This is a genomic window from Bradyrhizobium sp. AUGA SZCCT0105, assembly GCF_018129565.1.
Classification (GTDB): Bacteria; Pseudomonadota; Alphaproteobacteria; order Rhizobiales; family Xanthobacteraceae; genus Bradyrhizobium.
In genome coordinates this window covers 296583-310582 of sequence record NZ_JAFCMK010000006.1, presented here as the reverse complement: position 1 = coordinate 310582, position 14000 = coordinate 296583, and the positions used below count along the sequence as shown (strand labels likewise).

16 protein-coding genes are annotated in these 14000 nt (G+C 64.7%); 2 read left to right on the top strand and 14 right to left on the bottom strand.

The window, feature by feature from the left end; all coding sequences use genetic code 11:
* Positions 1 to 7 precede the first annotated feature (7 nt).
* The 13 genes from nuoK to JQ573_RS27485 all read right to left on the bottom strand — a co-directional run bounded on the left by nuoK (position 8) and on the right by JQ573_RS27485 (position 10340).
* A complete protein-coding gene (gene nuoK, locus JQ573_RS27545; protein ID WP_027537255.1) occupies positions 8 to 316 on the bottom strand; it encodes an NADH-quinone oxidoreductase subunit NuoK in 309 nt (102 codons plus the stop codon).
* The gene (locus JQ573_RS27540) at positions 313 to 951 is read right to left on the bottom strand and encodes an NADH-quinone oxidoreductase subunit J (protein WP_092114639.1); all 639 of its coding nucleotides are present in this window, start codon (positions 949 to 951) and stop codon (positions 313 to 315) included. Before JQ573_RS27540 ends, nuoK begins: the two co-directional genes overlap by 4 nt.
* A gap of 9 nt (positions 952 to 960) precedes the next feature.
* Positions 961 to 1455, bottom strand: coding sequence for an NADH-quinone oxidoreductase subunit NuoI (nuoI, locus tag JQ573_RS27535; protein ID WP_212314863.1), 495 nt, complete (start codon positions 1453 to 1455; stop codon positions 961 to 963).
* Between the two features lie 7 nt (positions 1456 to 1462).
* The gene (gene nuoH / locus JQ573_RS27530; protein WP_212314864.1) at positions 1463 to 2533 is read right to left on the bottom strand and encodes an NADH-quinone oxidoreductase subunit NuoH; all 1071 of its coding nucleotides are present in this window, start codon (positions 2531 to 2533) and stop codon (positions 1463 to 1465) included.
* A 10-nt stretch (positions 2534 to 2543) separates the two neighbouring features.
* Positions 2544 to 4619: an NADH-quinone oxidoreductase subunit NuoG gene (gene nuoG, locus JQ573_RS27525; protein ID WP_212314865.1), complete on the bottom strand. Its 2076-nt coding sequence runs from the start codon at positions 4617 to 4619 to the stop codon at positions 2544 to 2546.
* A 9-nt stretch (positions 4620 to 4628) separates the two neighbouring features.
* A complete protein-coding gene (gene nuoF / locus JQ573_RS27520; protein WP_212314866.1) occupies positions 4629 to 5954 on the bottom strand; it encodes an NADH-quinone oxidoreductase subunit NuoF in 1326 nt (441 codons plus the stop codon).
* Between the two features lie 19 nt (positions 5955 to 5973).
* Complete coding sequence (locus JQ573_RS27515) at positions 5974 to 6198, bottom strand: hypothetical protein (RefSeq protein WP_207829785.1); 225 nt, start codon at positions 6196 to 6198, stop codon at positions 5974 to 5976.
* Entirely contained in the window at positions 6198 to 6809 is a 612-nt protein-coding gene (gene nuoE, locus JQ573_RS27510) for an NADH-quinone oxidoreductase subunit NuoE (protein WP_029080758.1), read from the bottom strand. The genes JQ573_RS27515 and nuoE overlap by 1 nt, the downstream gene beginning before the upstream one ends.
* A 41-nt stretch (positions 6810 to 6850) precedes the next feature.
* Entirely contained in the window at positions 6851 to 8041 is a 1191-nt protein-coding gene (locus JQ573_RS27505) for an NADH-quinone oxidoreductase subunit D (protein WP_092114645.1), read from the bottom strand.
* Positions 8042 to 8043: 2 nt separating this feature from the next.
* The gene (locus tag JQ573_RS27500; protein WP_212314867.1) at positions 8044 to 8661 is read right to left on the bottom strand and encodes an NADH-quinone oxidoreductase subunit C; all 618 of its coding nucleotides are present in this window, start codon (positions 8659 to 8661) and stop codon (positions 8044 to 8046) included.
* A gap of 10 nt (positions 8662 to 8671) precedes the next feature.
* Positions 8672 to 9262, bottom strand: a complete 591-nt coding sequence (locus JQ573_RS27495; RefSeq protein WP_163153433.1) for an NADH-quinone oxidoreductase subunit B family protein — start codon at positions 9260 to 9262, stop codon at positions 8672 to 8674.
* Positions 9253 to 9618 carry an NADH-quinone oxidoreductase subunit A gene (locus JQ573_RS27490; RefSeq protein ID WP_018271860.1) on the bottom strand — a complete coding sequence of 122 codons (366 nt, stop codon included), beginning with the start codon at positions 9616 to 9618 and terminating at the stop codon, positions 9253 to 9255. Before JQ573_RS27490 ends, JQ573_RS27495 begins: the two co-directional genes overlap by 10 nt.
* A gap of 206 nt (positions 9619 to 9824) precedes the next feature.
* Complete coding sequence (locus JQ573_RS27485; RefSeq protein WP_212314868.1) at positions 9825 to 10340, bottom strand: MarR family winged helix-turn-helix transcriptional regulator; 516 nt, start codon at positions 10338 to 10340, stop codon at positions 9825 to 9827.
* 169 nt (positions 10341 to 10509) lie between these two features.
* Between JQ573_RS27485 and JQ573_RS27480 the strand changes: the two genes are divergently transcribed.
* The gene (locus JQ573_RS27480) at positions 10510 to 11700 is read left to right on the top strand and encodes an aromatic ring-hydroxylating dioxygenase subunit alpha (RefSeq protein WP_212314869.1); all 1191 of its coding nucleotides are present in this window, start codon (positions 10510 to 10512) and stop codon (positions 11698 to 11700) included.
* A gap of 53 nt (positions 11701 to 11753) precedes the next feature.
* Complete coding sequence (locus tag JQ573_RS27475; protein WP_212314870.1) at positions 11754 to 13046, top strand: MFS transporter; 1293 nt, start codon at positions 11754 to 11756, stop codon at positions 13044 to 13046.
* Here JQ573_RS27475 and JQ573_RS27470 read toward each other — a convergent pair.
* On the bottom strand, positions 13043 to 13861 hold the full coding sequence (locus tag JQ573_RS27470; RefSeq protein WP_212314872.1) for an alpha/beta fold hydrolase: 819 nt from the start codon (positions 13859 to 13861) through the stop codon (positions 13043 to 13045). The genes JQ573_RS27475 and JQ573_RS27470 overlap by 4 nt on opposite strands.
* Positions 13862 to 14000 lie beyond the last annotated feature (139 nt).

Below are 14000 nucleotides of genomic sequence, written 5' to 3'. Positions count from 1 at the left end.
TGCCGGACTAGCCCTTCATCAGATTGACGTCTTCAACCGCGATCGAACCGCGGTTGCGGAAATACACCACCAGCACGGCGAGGCCGATCGCGGCCTCGGCTGCCGCCACCGTCAGCACCAGCAGTGCGAACACCTGGCCGACGATGTCGCCGAGGAAGGTCGAGAACGCCACCAAATTGATGTTGACCGAGAGCAGGATCAGCTCGATCGACATCAGGATGACGATGATGTTCTTGCGGTTGAGGAAGATGCCGAGGATCCCGAGCGTGAACAGGATCGCGCCGACCGCCAGATAGTGCCCTAGCCCGATCGTCATTTCACCCACTCCGCCGCATCGGCATCCTGCAGGCCCTGCCCCGACGCCACCTTGCGCATCGCCATCGCAATCTCGGGCGTGCGCGCGTTCTGCACGTTGATGTTCTGCCGCTTGACGTTGGCCTTGTGGCGCAGCGTCAGCACGATGGCACCGATCATCGCGACCAGGAGCACCATGCCGGCGAGCTGGAAGTAATAGATGTACTTCGTGTAGAGCACGAGGCCGAGCGCCTCGGTGTTGCTGATATTGGTCGGGATCGCCGCCGTGATCGTCTTGGTCACGGACGGGTTGATCACCCAGGCGCCGACCACCAGCAGCAGCTCGAACAGGAAGATGCCGCCGATCACGATGCCGATCGGCAGGTACTGCATGAAGCCCTCGCGCAGTTCGACGAAGTCGACGTCGAGCATCATGATCACGAACAGGAACAGCACCGCGACGGCGCCGACATAAACCACGATCAGCATCATCCCGAGGAACTCGGCGCCCATCAGGATGAACAGGCCCGAGGCGTTGACGAACGCCAGGATCAGGTACAGCACGGAGTGCACGGGATTGCGCGAGACAATCACCATGACCGCCGAGGCCACGCAGGCCGCGGCAAACAGATAGAAGAACAGCGCCGGAAGGATCATGCCCTCACCTCACCGGTACGGCGCGTCGAGCGCGATCGACTTCGCGAGCTCGCGCTCCCAGCGGTCGCCATTGGCGAGCAGCTTCGCCTTGTCATAGTAGAGTTCCTCGCGGGTCTCGGTCGCGAATTCGAAATTCGGTCCCTCGACGATGGCGTCCACCGGGCATGCCTCCTGGCACAGGCCGCAATAGATGCACTTCACCATGTCGATGTCGTAGCGCACCGTGCGGCGGGTGCCGTCGTTGCGGCGCGGGCCGGCCTCTATCGTGATCGCCTGCGCCGGGCAGATCGCCTCACACAGCTTGCAGGCGATGCAGCGTTCCTCGCCGTTCGGATAGCGGCGCAGCGCGTGCTCGCCGCGGAAGCGCGGCGAGATCGGCCCCTTCTCGAAGGGATAGTTCAGCGTCGGCTTCGGCTTGAAGAAATAGCGCATGGCGAGAACGAACGCCGAGACGAATTCCGAGAGCAGAAGCGAGCGGGCTGTTGCGTTGACGTTGACACTCATGACGACCTCACTTCGGCGCGATGCCGGCGAACTGCAGCACACCGGCCACGATCACCACCATCGCCAGCGACAGCGGCAGAAACACCTTCCAGCCGAGCCGCATCAGTTGATCGTAGCGGTAGCGCGGCACGATCGCCTTCGCCATCGCGAACATGAAGAACATGAAGAACACCTTCAGGGCGAACCAGACGATGCCCGGAATCCAGGTGAACGGCGGCAGGTTGACCGGCGGCAGCCAGCCGCCCAGGAACAGGATCGAGGCCAGCGCGCACATCGTGGTGATCGCGACATACTCGCCGAGCATGAACAGGAGATACGGCGTCGAGCCGTATTCGGTCATGAAGCCGGCGACGAGCTCGGACTCCGCTTCGACCAGGTCGAACGGCGGACGGTTGGTCTCCGCCAGCGCCGAGACGTAGAACACCACGAACATCGGGAACAGCGGCCACACATACCAGTTCAGGATGGTGAGCTGCGGCAGGCCGATCAGGTGCGCGAGCCCGCGGCTGTTCTGGGCCTCGACCACCGCCGACAGGTTCAGCGAGCCGACGCAAAGCAGCACGGTAATGATGACGAAGCCGATCGAGACCTCGTAGGACACCATTTGCGCCGCCGAGCGCAGCGCGGCCAGGAACGGGTACTTCGAGTTCGACGACCAGCCGGCCATGATGACGCCGTAGATCGACAGCGACGAGATCGCGAAGATGTAGAGAATGCCGACATTGATGTCGGAGATCACCCAGCCAAGATTGAACGGGATCACGGCCCAGGCGGCCAGCGCCAGCACGCAGGAGACCAGCGGCGCCAGCAGGAACACGCCCTTGTTGGAGCCGGACGGAATCACCGGCTCCTTCAGCACGAACTTCAGGAGGTCGGCGAAGGATTGCAGCAATCCGAACGGGCCGACCACGTTGGGGCCGCGGCGGATCTGCACCGCCGCCCAGATCTTGCGGTCGGCGAGCAGGATGTAGGCGATCGCGATCAGCAGCACGACGAGCAGCAACAGGCTTTCCGCGACCATGATGATCAGCGGCCAGAGGAAGCCGGTCCAGAACGAGCTTGCGAAGAATTCAGCCATCAGGTCACGCTCACTCCGCTGCCGTCAGCATTCGCCCCGACGCCAGCCGCGAGCATTCCGCCATCACGGCAGAGGCCCGCGCGATCGGGTTGGTCAGATAGAAATCCTCGACGGTCGGCTTGAATGCCGCCTTGTCGACGCTGCCGCCCTTGCCAGCCAGCGCCTTGACGTCATCAGCCTTGCCGGCCTCGATCTGGTCGAGCCGCATCAGATGCGGATAGGTCTTGAACATCGCCTGGCGCAGCGCCTGCAGCGAGTCGAACGGCAGCTTCTTGCCGAGCACGTCGGACAGCGCGCGGATGATCGCCCAGTCCTCGCGGGCTTCGCCCGGCGGGAACGCGGCGCGGTTGGCGATCTGCGCCCGGCCCTCGGTGTTGACGTAGATGCCGGACTTCTCGGTATAGGCGGCGCCCGGCAGGATCACGTCGGCGCGGTGCGCGCCCTGGTCGCCATGGGTGCCGATATAGACCACGAAGGTGCCATCCGGCGCCTTGATCTCGTCGGCGCCGAGCAGGAACAGCACGTCGAGGGTGCCGAAGGTCGTCATCTGCGCCGTGGTCAGGCCGCCGGCCGAAGGCGAAAAGCCGATATCGAGCGCGCCGGCGCGCGAGGCGGTATCCTGCAGCACGGCAAAGCCGTTCCAGCCGTCCTTCAGCGCACCGACGTCGACGGCGAGCTTGGCCGCCTGCGCCAGCACCGCCGCGCCGTCATGCCTGGTGTAGGCGCCGGCGCCGACCAGGATGATCGGGTTCTTGGCCTTCTTCAGCACGTCGGCAAAGGAGTGCTTGCCGGCCACGAGATCGGCCAGCGTGTCGGTGCCCGCACCGAGATAGTCGTGGTCGTAGGTGAAATCGGCCTTGGGGCCGATCATGCCGACCTTGAGCCCGCCGGTGCGCCAGCGCTTGCGGATCCGCGCGTTCAGCACCGCGGCTTCCTTGCGCGGATGCGAGCCGATGATCAGGATCGCGTCGGCCTGGTCGATGCCGGCAATGGTCGGGTTGAAGATGTAGGAGCCGCGGCCGGCCTTGGCGTCGAACGCGTCGCCGCCCTGCACTGCCAGGTTGACCGAGCCGAACTTCGCGAGCAGCTCCTTCAGCGCATACATTTCATCGACCCCGGCGAGATCACCCGCGATCGCGCCGATCCGCTTGCCGTCGATGCGGCCGGCCTTGGCGGCGATGGCGGCAAAGGCTTCCTGCCAGGTCGTCGGCTTGAGCTGGCCGTTCTCGCGCACATAGGGACGGTCGAGGCGCTGCGTGCGCAGGCCGTCGACGACGTGGCGGGTCTTGTCGGAGATCCACTCCTCGTTCACCGCCTCGTTGATGCGCGGCAGGATGCGCATCACCTCGCGGCCGCGGGTGTCGACCCGGATCGCGGAGCCGACGCCGTCCATGACGTCGACCGACTGCGTCTTGCCGAGCTCCCAAGGGCGCGCCGCGAAGGCATAGGGCTTCGAGGTCAGCGCACCGACCGGGCAGATATCGACGAGATTACCCTGCAGCTCCGAGCTCAGCGCCTGCTCGAGATAGGTGGTGATCTCCATGTCCTCGCCGCGCCCGGTCGCGCCCATTTCCGGCGCGCCGCAGACTTCGGCGGAGAAGCGGACGCAGCGCGTGCACTGGATGCAGCGGTTCATCGAGGTCTTGACCAGCGCGCCGAGATACTTGTCCTCGACCGCGCGCTTGTTCTCGGCGAAACGGCTGGTGTCGACGCCGTAGCCCATCGCCTGGTCCTGCAGATCGCACTCGCCGCCCTGGTCGCAGATCGGGCAGTCCAGCGGATGGTTGATCAGCAGGAATTCCATCACGCCTTCGCGCGCCTTCTTGACCATCGGCGAACGGGTCGATATCTCCGGCGGCTCACCCTTCGGTCCCGGACGGCAGTCGCGCACGGCCCAGGCGCAGCTGGCGACCGGCTTCGGGCCGCCCTTCACCTCGACCAGGCACATCCGGCAATTGCCGGCGATCGACAACCGCTCGTGATAGCAGAAGCGCGGAATCTCGGCGCCGGCCGCCTCGCACGCCTGCAACAGCGTGTACTCCGGCGGCACATCGATCTCTTTGCCATCGACGATGATCTTGCTCATGTCTCTTCTCTACTCCGCCGCGACCATGTGGACGGGATCACGAACGCCCTGATCGTCGAGATCGGCCTTGTGCGAATACTGATCGATGCGCTCTTCGATCTCGTGACGGAAATGCGCAATCAGACCCTGGATCGGCCACGCCGCGGCGTCGCCGAGCGCGCAGATGGTGTGGCCCTCGACCTGCTTGGTGACCTCCAGCAGCATGTCGATCTCGCGCTTGTGGGCGCGGCCGTCGGCCATGCGGGTCAAGACGCGCCACATCCAGCCGGTGCCCTCGCGGCACGGCGTGCACTGGCCGCAGCTCTCATGCTTGTAGAAATAGGAGATGCGCGCGATCGCCCGGATCAGGTCGGTCGACTTGTCCATCACGATCACGGCCGCGGTGCCGAGGCCCGAGCGCAGCTTGCTCAGGCTGTCGAAATCCATCGGCGTGTCGATGATCTGCTCGGCCGGCACCATGCGCACCGACGAGCCGCCGGGGATGACCGCCTTCAGATTGTCCCAGCCGCCGCGAATGCCGCCGCAATGCTTCTCGATCAGCTCGCGGAACGGAATCCCCATCGCCTCTTCGACGTTGCAGGGGCGCTCGACATGGCCGGAGATGCAGAACAGCTTGGTGCCGACATTGTTCGGCCGGCCGATGGCGGCGAACCAGGCGGCGCCGCGGCGCAGGATGTCCGGCGCGACCGCAATCGACTCGACGTTGTTGACGGTGGTCGGGCAGCCATAGAGACCGACATTGGCCGGGAACGGCGGCTTCAGCCGCGGCTGGCCCTTCTTGCCCTCGAGGCTCTCGAGCAGCGCGGTTTCTTCGCCGCAGATATAGGCGCCGGCGCCGTGCGCGACATAGATGTCGAACGGCCAGCCGTTGATGTTGTCCTTGCCGACCAGCTTGGCCTCGTAGGCCTGGTCGATCGCCGCCTGCAGCCGCTCGCGCTCGCGGATGAACTCGCCGCGGATGTAGATGTAGCAGGCATGTGCGCCCATCGCGAAGCTCGCGAGCAGGCAGCCTTCGACCAGCAGATGCGGATCGTGCCGCATGATCTCGCGGTCCTTGCAGGTACCGGGCTCCGACTCGTCCGCGTTGACGACGAGATAGCTCGGACGGCCGTCCTTGGACTCCTTCGGCATGAAGGACCACTTCATGCCGGTCGGAAAGCCCGCACCGCCGCGGCCGCGCAGGCCCGAGGCCTTCATCTCGTTGATGATCCAGTCGCGACCCTTGTCGATGATCCCCTTGGTGCCATCCCAGGCGCCCCTGCGGCGCGCGCCCTCGAGGCCCCAATCATGCTGGCCGTAGAGGTTCTTGAAGATGCGGTCCTTGTCGTCGAGCATGCTCAAAACTTTCCGAACATCACCGATTGGCTTGCGAATAAGCGAGCCCGGCAGCACAGCCGCCGAACACGATGGCCCACAACAGGCTGGATTCCAGCGTCGCGCTCAGGCCGTAACGTTGCAGCAGGAACATGAAGCCGGCCGCGACAGTGGTATGCAGGGCGATCGTGCGCCAGGCCTTCATCGCAGCGCCCCTCCCCACCTTGTATTCCTGCCCGTTTGCCTGCACCTGAAAGCCCCCCATCAGGTGGTTTCCTTCAGCGTCGTCGGCCCGCCTGCGGGCGCCGAGAACTGACGGTCGACCTGCGGGCCCGGCTTCGGCGGATTGCCGGCAGCAAAGCCGTCGAGCACCTTGCCGAAGCTTTCCTTGGTCAGATCCTCATAGGTGTCCTTCCAGATCAGCACCATCGGCGCGTTCACGCAGGCCCCTAAGCACTCGACCTCTTCCCAGGAAAAGTTGCCGTCCTTCGACAGCTGGAAAGGATCGTGATGGATGCGATGCTGGCACACCTCGATCAGGTCGGCGGCGCCACGCAGCCGGCACGGCGTGGTGCCGCAGACCTGGACATGCGCCTTCTTGCCGACCGGCGAGAGCTGGAACATGGTGTAGAAGGTCGCGATCTCCAGCATGCGGATATGCGGCATCTCGAGCAGGTCGGCGACGGCGCGGATCGCCGCTTCCGAGACCCAGCCGTCATGCTGCTCCTGCACGCGCCAGAGAATCGCGATCGCAGCCGAGGCCTGACGTCCCGGCGGATATTTCTCGATCTGCTTCTTGGCCCAGGCGAGATTCTCGTCCGTGAACGTGAAGCTCGCGGGCTGCAATTCCTTCGGGGCAAGGCGGCGGACGGACATCGATCAAACTCTCATTGCGGGCGGCGCGGATGCGGACATCATCACCGGTCGACCTCGCCGAACACGATGTCCAGCGAGCCAAGGATGGCGGAAACGTCGGCCAACAGATGGCCCTTGCAGATGTGATCCATCGCCTGCAGATGGGCGAAGCCAGGCGCGCGGATCTTGCACTTATAGGGTTTGTTGGTGCCGTCGGCGACGAGATAGACGCCGAACTCGCCCTTCGGCGCCTCGACCGCGGCGTAGACCTCGCCGGCCGGCACGTGCACGCCTTCGGTGTAGAGCTTGAAGTGATGGATCAGCGCTTCCATCGAGCGCTTCATGTCGCCGCGGCGCGGCGGCGCGATCTTGTTGTCCTCGACCACGACCGGGCCCTGCCCGTCCGCCGCCTTCAGCTTCTGGATGCACTGCTTCATGATGCGCACCGACTGACGCATCTCTTCCATGCGGATCAGGTAGCGGTCGTAGCAGTCGCCGTTCTTGCCGATCGGAATGTCGAAATCCATCTCGGCGTAGCACTCATAGGGCTGCGACTTGCGCAGGTCCCAGGCCGCGCCCGAGCCGCGCACCATCACGCCGGAGAAGCCCCACTCCCAGGCCTCCTTCAGCGGCACCACGCCGATGTCGACGTTGCGCTGCTTGAAGATGCGGTTGCCGGTCAACAGCGTGTCGAGGTCGTCGACGACCTTGAGGAACGGATCGCACCACGCCTCGATATCGTCGATCAGCTTCGGTGGCAGATCTTGGTGCACGCCGCCGACCCGGAAGAACGCCGCGTGCATGCGCGAGCCCGAGGCGCGCTCGTAGAACACCATCAGCTTCTCGCGCTCTTCAAAACCCCACAGCGGCGGGGTGAGCGCGCCGACGTCCATCGCCTGCGTGGTGACGTTGAGCAGATGGGAGAGAATGCGGCCGATCTCGCAATACAGCACGCGGATCAGCTGGCCGCGGCGCGGCACCGTGATGCCGAGCAGCTTTTCCGCCGCGAGGCAGAACGCGTGCTCCTGGTTCATCGGCGCGACGTAGTCGAGCCGGTCGAAATACGGAATCGCCTGCAGGTAGGTCTTGTGCTCGATCAGCTTCTCGGTGCCGCGGTGAAGCAGACCGATATGCGGATCGACGCGCTCGACGACTTCGCCGTCCAATTCGAGCACCAAGCGAAGCACGCCGTGGGCGGCCGGATGCTGCGGCCCAAAGTTGATGGTGAAATTGCGAAGATTCTGTTCGTTCATGATCAGGCCTTCGGTTCCGCCTTCGCCTTTTCGTCACCCGGCAAGGGGTAATCGGCCCCTTCCCACGGAGACAGGAAATCGAACTTGCGGAATTCCTGGTTGAGCCGGACCGGCTCGTACAGCACCCGCTTCTCCTGGTCGTCGTAGCGCACCTCGACGAAGCCGGTCAGCGGGAAATCCTTGCGCAGCGGATGGCCGTCGAAGCCGTAATCCGTCAGCAGGCGGCGCATGTCGGGATGGCCGATGAAGATCACGCCGTAGAGATCGTAGGTCTCGCGCTCGAACCAGTCGGCGCCGGGGAACACGCCGATGATCGACGGCACCTGCGTGGTCTCGTCGGCCTGGCCGCGTACTCGGATGCGTGTGTTCAGCGTCGGCGACAGCAGATGATAGACGACATCGAAGCGCTTTTCGCGGCTCGGATAGTCGACCGCGGTCGCGTCGGTGAAGCTGACGAAGCGGCAGTTCGGATCGTCACGCAGAAAAGTGACGACGTCCACGATTCTGCCAATCTCGACGTCGATAGTGAGTTGATTGAACGCGACCGAGTGCGCCGTGGCGGCGCCCGGAAGCGCGCTCACGATCGTCTGCCCAAGGGCGTCGAGCTTGCCGTCGTCCATGCCTGAAACCTTAGCGTTCGATAGTGCCGATACGGCGGATCTTCTTCTGCAGCAGCAGCACACCGTAGAGCAGCGCTTCCGCCGTGGGCGGACAGCCCGGCACGTAGATGTCGATCGGCACGATGCGGTCGCAGCCACGCACCACCGAGTACGAATAGTGGTAGTAGCCGCCGCCGTTGGCGCAGGAGCCCATCGAGATGACGTAGCGCGGCTCCGGCATCTGGTCGTAGACCTTGCGCAGCGCGGGCGCCATCTTGTTGGTCAGCGTGCCCGCAACGATCATCACGTCGGACTGCCGCGGCGAAGCACGCGGCGCGAAGCCGAAGCGCTCGACGTCGTAGCGCGGCATCGAGACCTGCATCATCTCGACCGCGCAGCAGGCGAGACCGAAGGTCATCCACATCAGCGAGCCGGTGCGCGCCCAGGTGATCAGGTCATCGGCCGCAGCGACGAAGAAGCCTTTGTCGGACAGCTCGTGATTGACCTCGAGGAAAAACGGATCATTGGCGCCGACCGGCTTGCCGGTCGACGGGTCGAGAATGCCTCTCGGAGCTTGCGCAATCGCCGGCTGCGAGGTTGCGGCGGTGGGGCTCAATCCCATTCGAGCGCGCCTTTCTTCCATTCATACGCGAATCCGACCGTCAGCACGGCCAGGAACACCATCATCGACCAGAAACCGGTCGCGCCCAGTTTTCCGAACGCCACGGCCCACGGGAACAGGAATGCCACTTCGAGATCGAAGATGATGAAGAGGATCGCCACCAGATAGAAGCGGACGTCGAACTTCATGCGGGCGTCGTCAAAAGCGTTGAATCCGCATTCATAGGCGGACAGCTTTTCCGGATCCGGCGACTGGAACGCGACCAGGAACGGCGCGATCAGGAGCGCCAGCCCGATCAGGCTCGCGACCCCGATAAAGACCACAAGTGGGAGATAATTCTGCAGGATGCCGGTCATCGGCGAGGCCTTCTTGCTGCGGTTTCGGACGTGCCGCAGATTCGTTGATTGGAATTGTTCTTGAGGCTTTAGCGCAGCGCAACAGGGGGCGCAAGACAAGCTATTTTGACGCTTTTACCGCCCCTTCCCGCGGGCTGATGGCCTCATCGGGCGGCTGCGCTGCCTCAATGGGCAACGGCCACCCGGTGCCCTGCGCTCTCCCCATATCAGCCCAGCTCCCGCTCGGCAGCGAGCATCTCAGCCGCGGTCAGCGTCAGCCGGTCAATATGTCCGAGCAGCAACTCAAGATCCTGCGGGCCGAGCTGTTCCAGCAGGCGCCGGTTTCGCTCCTGCGCGCCGGCCACAATGGCGTCATGGGCGGCGAGCCCGGCCTTGGTGAGGGAGACAAGTGTTTCCCGATTGTCACGCGGGTTGGCAGCCTTGGCGACCAGCTTGCGCGCGACGAGCTCGGCGAGCGCCCGGCTGATCTGGCCCTTGTCCATGCCGACGGCTTCGGCAAGCCGCACCACGCTCATCGGCGGCCGCCGGCCGAGCGAGGCAACCAGGCCGAACTCGACCGAGGACAGGCCGGTCAGCCGCTTGTAGCGCAGCAGTGCACCGCGCCTGAGCAGATTCGCCAGCACCATCAGCCGCGACGACATCATCGCGGTGATCGGCGCCAGCTCGGCATCGACCACCGCCTCCGGCGGCAAGGCCCTCGCAGTCCTGAGCTTCTCGGTCATCGCCAACCTCTGCCAACAAAGCCTGTCGCTGCCAAGCTAAACGAGATCGTTGACATTGTCATCGATATATCGTTGACTTCGTCAACAACGTTGACTGGGGTCAACAGGTTGACCGCCATCAACGACACAGCGACCGCAGGCAGAAGTCCGGCGGCGGGAGGAAACCAGCATGACGACGACCCAGCTCGATCGCGATCTCGGCACGGCCTATGCGATGAAGCCGTCCACCACCCGGACCGAGCTGACCTCAGTCGTCCGCGGCACACCGATGGGCGAGCTGCTGCGTCGCTACTGGCACCCGATCGGCCTCGTCGGCGACGCCACCGATATCCCCAGAAAAGTCCGTGCGCTCGGCGAAGATTTGATCCTGTTCCGCGACGGGCATGGCCGGGTCGGCCTGCTGCATGCGCGCTGCTGCCATCGCGGCACCACACTCTATTACGGCAAGGTCGAGGAAGACGGCATCCGCTGCTGCTATCACGGCTGGAAGTTCGACACCGAAGGCCGCTGCCTCGAACAGCCCTGCGAGCCCGAAGGCGGCCTGTTCAAGGGCAAGGTGCGCCAGCCCTGGTATCCGGCGCAGGAACGCTACGGCCTGATCTTCGCCTATATGGGCCCGGCCGATAAGAAGCCGGTGCTGCCGCGCTACGAGTGCCTGGAGAATATGGACGACGGCGAATTCGTCGAGACCGACGATTCCTCGATCGGCGGCGGCGGGCCTGCCGTGATCCCGTGCAACTGGCTGCAGCATTTCGAGAACGTAGCCGACCCCTATCATGTGCCGGTGCTGCACGGCTCGTTCTCAGGGCCGCAATTCACCACCATGATGGCCTCGATGCCCGAGGTGAAGTTCGAGATGTCGCCGCGCGGCGTCGCGGTGCGCTCGATCCGCCGGCAGGACGACGGCAAAGTGTTCTATCGCGTCACCGAGGCCGCCCTCCCCACGCTCCGCGTCGTGCCCAATCCGCGGGTCGCGCAATTCGCCCGCGTCGAATCGATCGGCTGGACCCTGCCGATCGACGACACCTCGTTCCGCATCTATGTCGCCGGCCGGGTCAAGAAGTCAGGCGATATCGGCCGCATGCGCTCGAAGTTCAACGGCAGATTCTGGTGGGACATGACGGAGCAGGAGCACCAGCAATTCCCCGGCGACTACGAGGCGCAGGTCGGCCAGGGGCCGGTGACCATCCATTCGGAAGAGCATTTCGGCCAGAGCGATCGCGGCGTCCTGATGATCCGCCGGATGCTGTCTGACCAACTCGAGGCCATGGCCGCCGGCCGCGACCCGATCGGCTTGTCGTTCGATGCCGATGCCAAGCCGGTCGAATTCGAGGCAGGGAATTATATCCGCGAGGCGTAAGGCCCGCGCGCAAGCAAACAAGAAAAGACAAGAGATCGTCGGGGGAGGAAGTCATGGTCGATGTCGTACCGCAGGCGGCTGCGCAAGCGCAAGTCAGCGCCAGGCCTGCTGCCCGCCGCTATTACGTCCTCGCCCTGCTCACGATCATCTACGCCCTCAACTTCCTCGACCGCACGATCTTCAATGTGCTGATCGAGCCGATCAAGAAGGAGTTCGCGCTCAGCGACACCACGATGGGCCTGCTCGCCGGGTTCGGCTTCGTGCTGTTCTATTCGCTGCTCGGCATTCCGATTGCGCGGATGGCCGATCGCCTCAATCGCCGCAACATCGTCGCGGCAGCCTTCGCGTTCTGGAGCGCGATGACCTATCTCTGCGGCATGGCCTCCAGCGTCACGACGCTGGCAATGGCGCGGGTCGGCGTCGGCATCGGGGAATCCGCAGGCACGCCGGCGTCGCAATCGATGATCGCCGATCTGTTCGACAAGAACGAGCGTCCGCGCGCGCTCGGCATCTACGCGATCGGCACCTATCTCGGCGTCTTCCTCGGCTACTTCATCGGCGGTTACGTCAATCAGCACTATGGCTGGCGGATGGCCTTCTTCACTGCGGGCCTGCCCGGCATCGCGCTCGCCGCGGTGCTGTGGCTGACGATCTCCGAGCCGAAGCGCGGCGCGATGGCCGAGACCTTCAAGGCCGAGCCGATCGGTCCGACGCTGGGCTTCCTGATGTCGCAGCCGAGCTTCGTCATCGTGCTGGTCGGCTTCTGTCTTACGACCTACACCAACTACGCCACCGCGGTGTGGATCCCGCCGTTCCTGGCCCGCATCCATCATCTGGCCAGCGCCGAGATCGGCACCTATGCCGGCACCTTCAAGGGCCTCGCCGGCATGGCGGGCACGCTGATCGGCGGCCTCGTGGTGGCGCAGATCGGCCGCCGCGACGACCGCTGGAAGCTGTGGGCGCCCGCGATCATGTCGGGCCTCGCCGGTCCTGTCTTCGCGCTGTGCATGCTGACGCAAAGCTTCACGCTGATGGTCGCGACGCTGGCGCTGACCTCGTTCATGGTCGGCTTCCATCTCGGCCCGATCTTTGCGATCGCCCAGACGGTCGCAAAGCCCAGCATGCGGGCGCTGGCCTCGGCGATCGTGCTGCTCACCGCGACCTGCTTCGGCCAGGGCGTCGGTCCCCTCGCCGTCGGCATGATCAACGACGCCCTGAAGGGCACATACGGCACGGATGCGGTTCGCTACTCGCTGCTGTCGGCCGCGGTGACGACGACGCTGGGCGCGCTGCTGTTCGTCTGGGCGGCGCGCTGGATCCGTGCCGATATCGCGCGGGCGAGCTAAGCGTCCATGAAGGCCAGCAGGTCGGCCATCAGGCGCGCACTGTGCGTCAGCGGCAGAGCGTGCGGCGCGCCTTCATAGACGGCGAACTTGCTTCCCTTGATCAGAGCCGCCGTCTTCGCGCCGGTCAGCTCGAGCGGCGCGCTGGCATCCTTGTCGCCGTGCACGATCAGCGTCGGGCGGTCGATCCTTTTGGCCGCGGCACGCAGATCGGCAAACGAGATCGTCCTGCGGCAGGCCAGCGCCACCGGCAGCGGCACGCTCAGCATCATCTCCCTGATCCAGGCCCGCGTGGCGTCGGGCGTGTCGGGCATGAAGAACGGCGCCTCGTTCTCGCTCATCCATTTCGGGAAGTCCTGCGCGATCGCGGCATTCTGCGCCTCGACCATCGCTCTCGGCACCGCGACCGGATTGTCCTCGGTCTGGACGATGAACGGCGTGGTCGGCGCCACCAGGACCAGCCGCGCGACGCGACCGGCGCCGTGACGCGCCAGATAGTTCACCGCCTCGATCGATCCCATCGAATGGGCGACGATCGTGACGTCGCGGAGATCACGCTGATCGATCACAGCGGCGACGTCATTGGTCAGCGTGTCGAGATCATATCCCGTCATCGGCATGTCGGAACGGCCGTGGCCGCGGCGATCCGGCGCAACGCAACGATAGCCCTTGGCGTTCAGCGCCACGATCTGGCTGCCCCAGACGCTGGAGTTGAACGTCCATGCGGCAAGCAGCAGCACCGGTTTACCCGAGCCCCAATCCTGCACGAACAGTTTTGTGCCGTCGCTCGCGGTCGCATGAAGCGGTTGGCTGGCCATGATATATTTCCCTTTGCAGATCGATCGGCTACATCGCCGCCGATGCACCGACCATCGCAAAGGGAGATCGCGCGCGCGATTACGCGTCAGGTAATCACGCGCGTGATGTAAGGCTTACGGAAACGAAAACGTTTCCGTC

What these genes read in the sequence shown, in the direction of transcription:
- nuoK (WP_027537255.1), bottom strand. Translation starts at nt 316, where the DNA reads ATGACGATCGGGCTAGGGCACTATCTGGCGGTCGGCGCGATCCTGTTC.
- JQ573_RS27540 (WP_092114639.1), bottom strand. Translation starts at nt 951, where the DNA reads ATGATCCTTCCGGCGCTGTTCTTCTATCTGTTTGCCGCGGCCTGCGTG.
- nuoI (WP_212314863.1), bottom strand. Translation starts at nt 1,455, where the DNA reads ATGAGTGTCAACGTCAACGCAACAGCCCGCTCGCTTCTGCTCTCGGAA.
- nuoH (WP_212314864.1), bottom strand. Translation starts at nt 2,533, where the DNA reads ATGGCTGAATTCTTCGCAAGCTCGTTCTGGACCGGCTTCCTCTGGCCG.
- nuoG (WP_212314865.1), bottom strand. Translation starts at nt 4,619, where the DNA reads ATGAGCAAGATCATCGTCGATGGCAAAGAGATCGATGTGCCGCCGGAG.
- nuoF (WP_212314866.1), bottom strand. Translation starts at nt 5,954, where the DNA reads ATGCTCGACGACAAGGACCGCATCTTCAAGAACCTCTACGGCCAGCAT.
- JQ573_RS27515 (WP_207829785.1), bottom strand. Translation starts at nt 6,198, where the DNA reads ATGGGGGGCTTTCAGGTGCAGGCAAACGGGCAGGAATACAAGGTGGGG.
- nuoE (WP_029080758.1), bottom strand. Translation starts at nt 6,809, where the DNA reads ATGTCCGTCCGCCGCCTTGCCCCGAAGGAATTGCAGCCCGCGAGCTTC.
- JQ573_RS27505 (WP_092114645.1), bottom strand. Translation starts at nt 8,041, where the DNA reads ATGAACGAACAGAATCTTCGCAATTTCACCATCAACTTTGGGCCGCAG.
- JQ573_RS27500 (WP_212314867.1), bottom strand. Translation starts at nt 8,661, where the DNA reads ATGGACGACGGCAAGCTCGACGCCCTTGGGCAGACGATCGTGAGCGCG.
- JQ573_RS27495 (WP_163153433.1), bottom strand. Translation starts at nt 9,262, where the DNA reads ATGGGATTGAGCCCCACCGCCGCAACCTCGCAGCCGGCGATTGCGCAA.
- JQ573_RS27490 (WP_018271860.1), bottom strand. Translation starts at nt 9,618, where the DNA reads ATGACCGGCATCCTGCAGAATTATCTCCCACTTGTGGTCTTTATCGGG.
- JQ573_RS27485 (WP_212314868.1), bottom strand. Translation starts at nt 10,340, where the DNA reads ATGACCGAGAAGCTCAGGACTGCGAGGGCCTTGCCGCCGGAGGCGGTG.
- JQ573_RS27480 (WP_212314869.1), top strand. Translation starts at nt 10,510, where the DNA reads ATGACGACGACCCAGCTCGATCGCGATCTCGGCACGGCCTATGCGATG.
- JQ573_RS27475 (WP_212314870.1), top strand. Translation starts at nt 11,754, where the DNA reads ATGGTCGATGTCGTACCGCAGGCGGCTGCGCAAGCGCAAGTCAGCGCC.
- JQ573_RS27470 (WP_212314872.1), bottom strand. Translation starts at nt 13,861, where the DNA reads ATGGCCAGCCAACCGCTTCATGCGACCGCGAGCGACGGCACAAAACTG.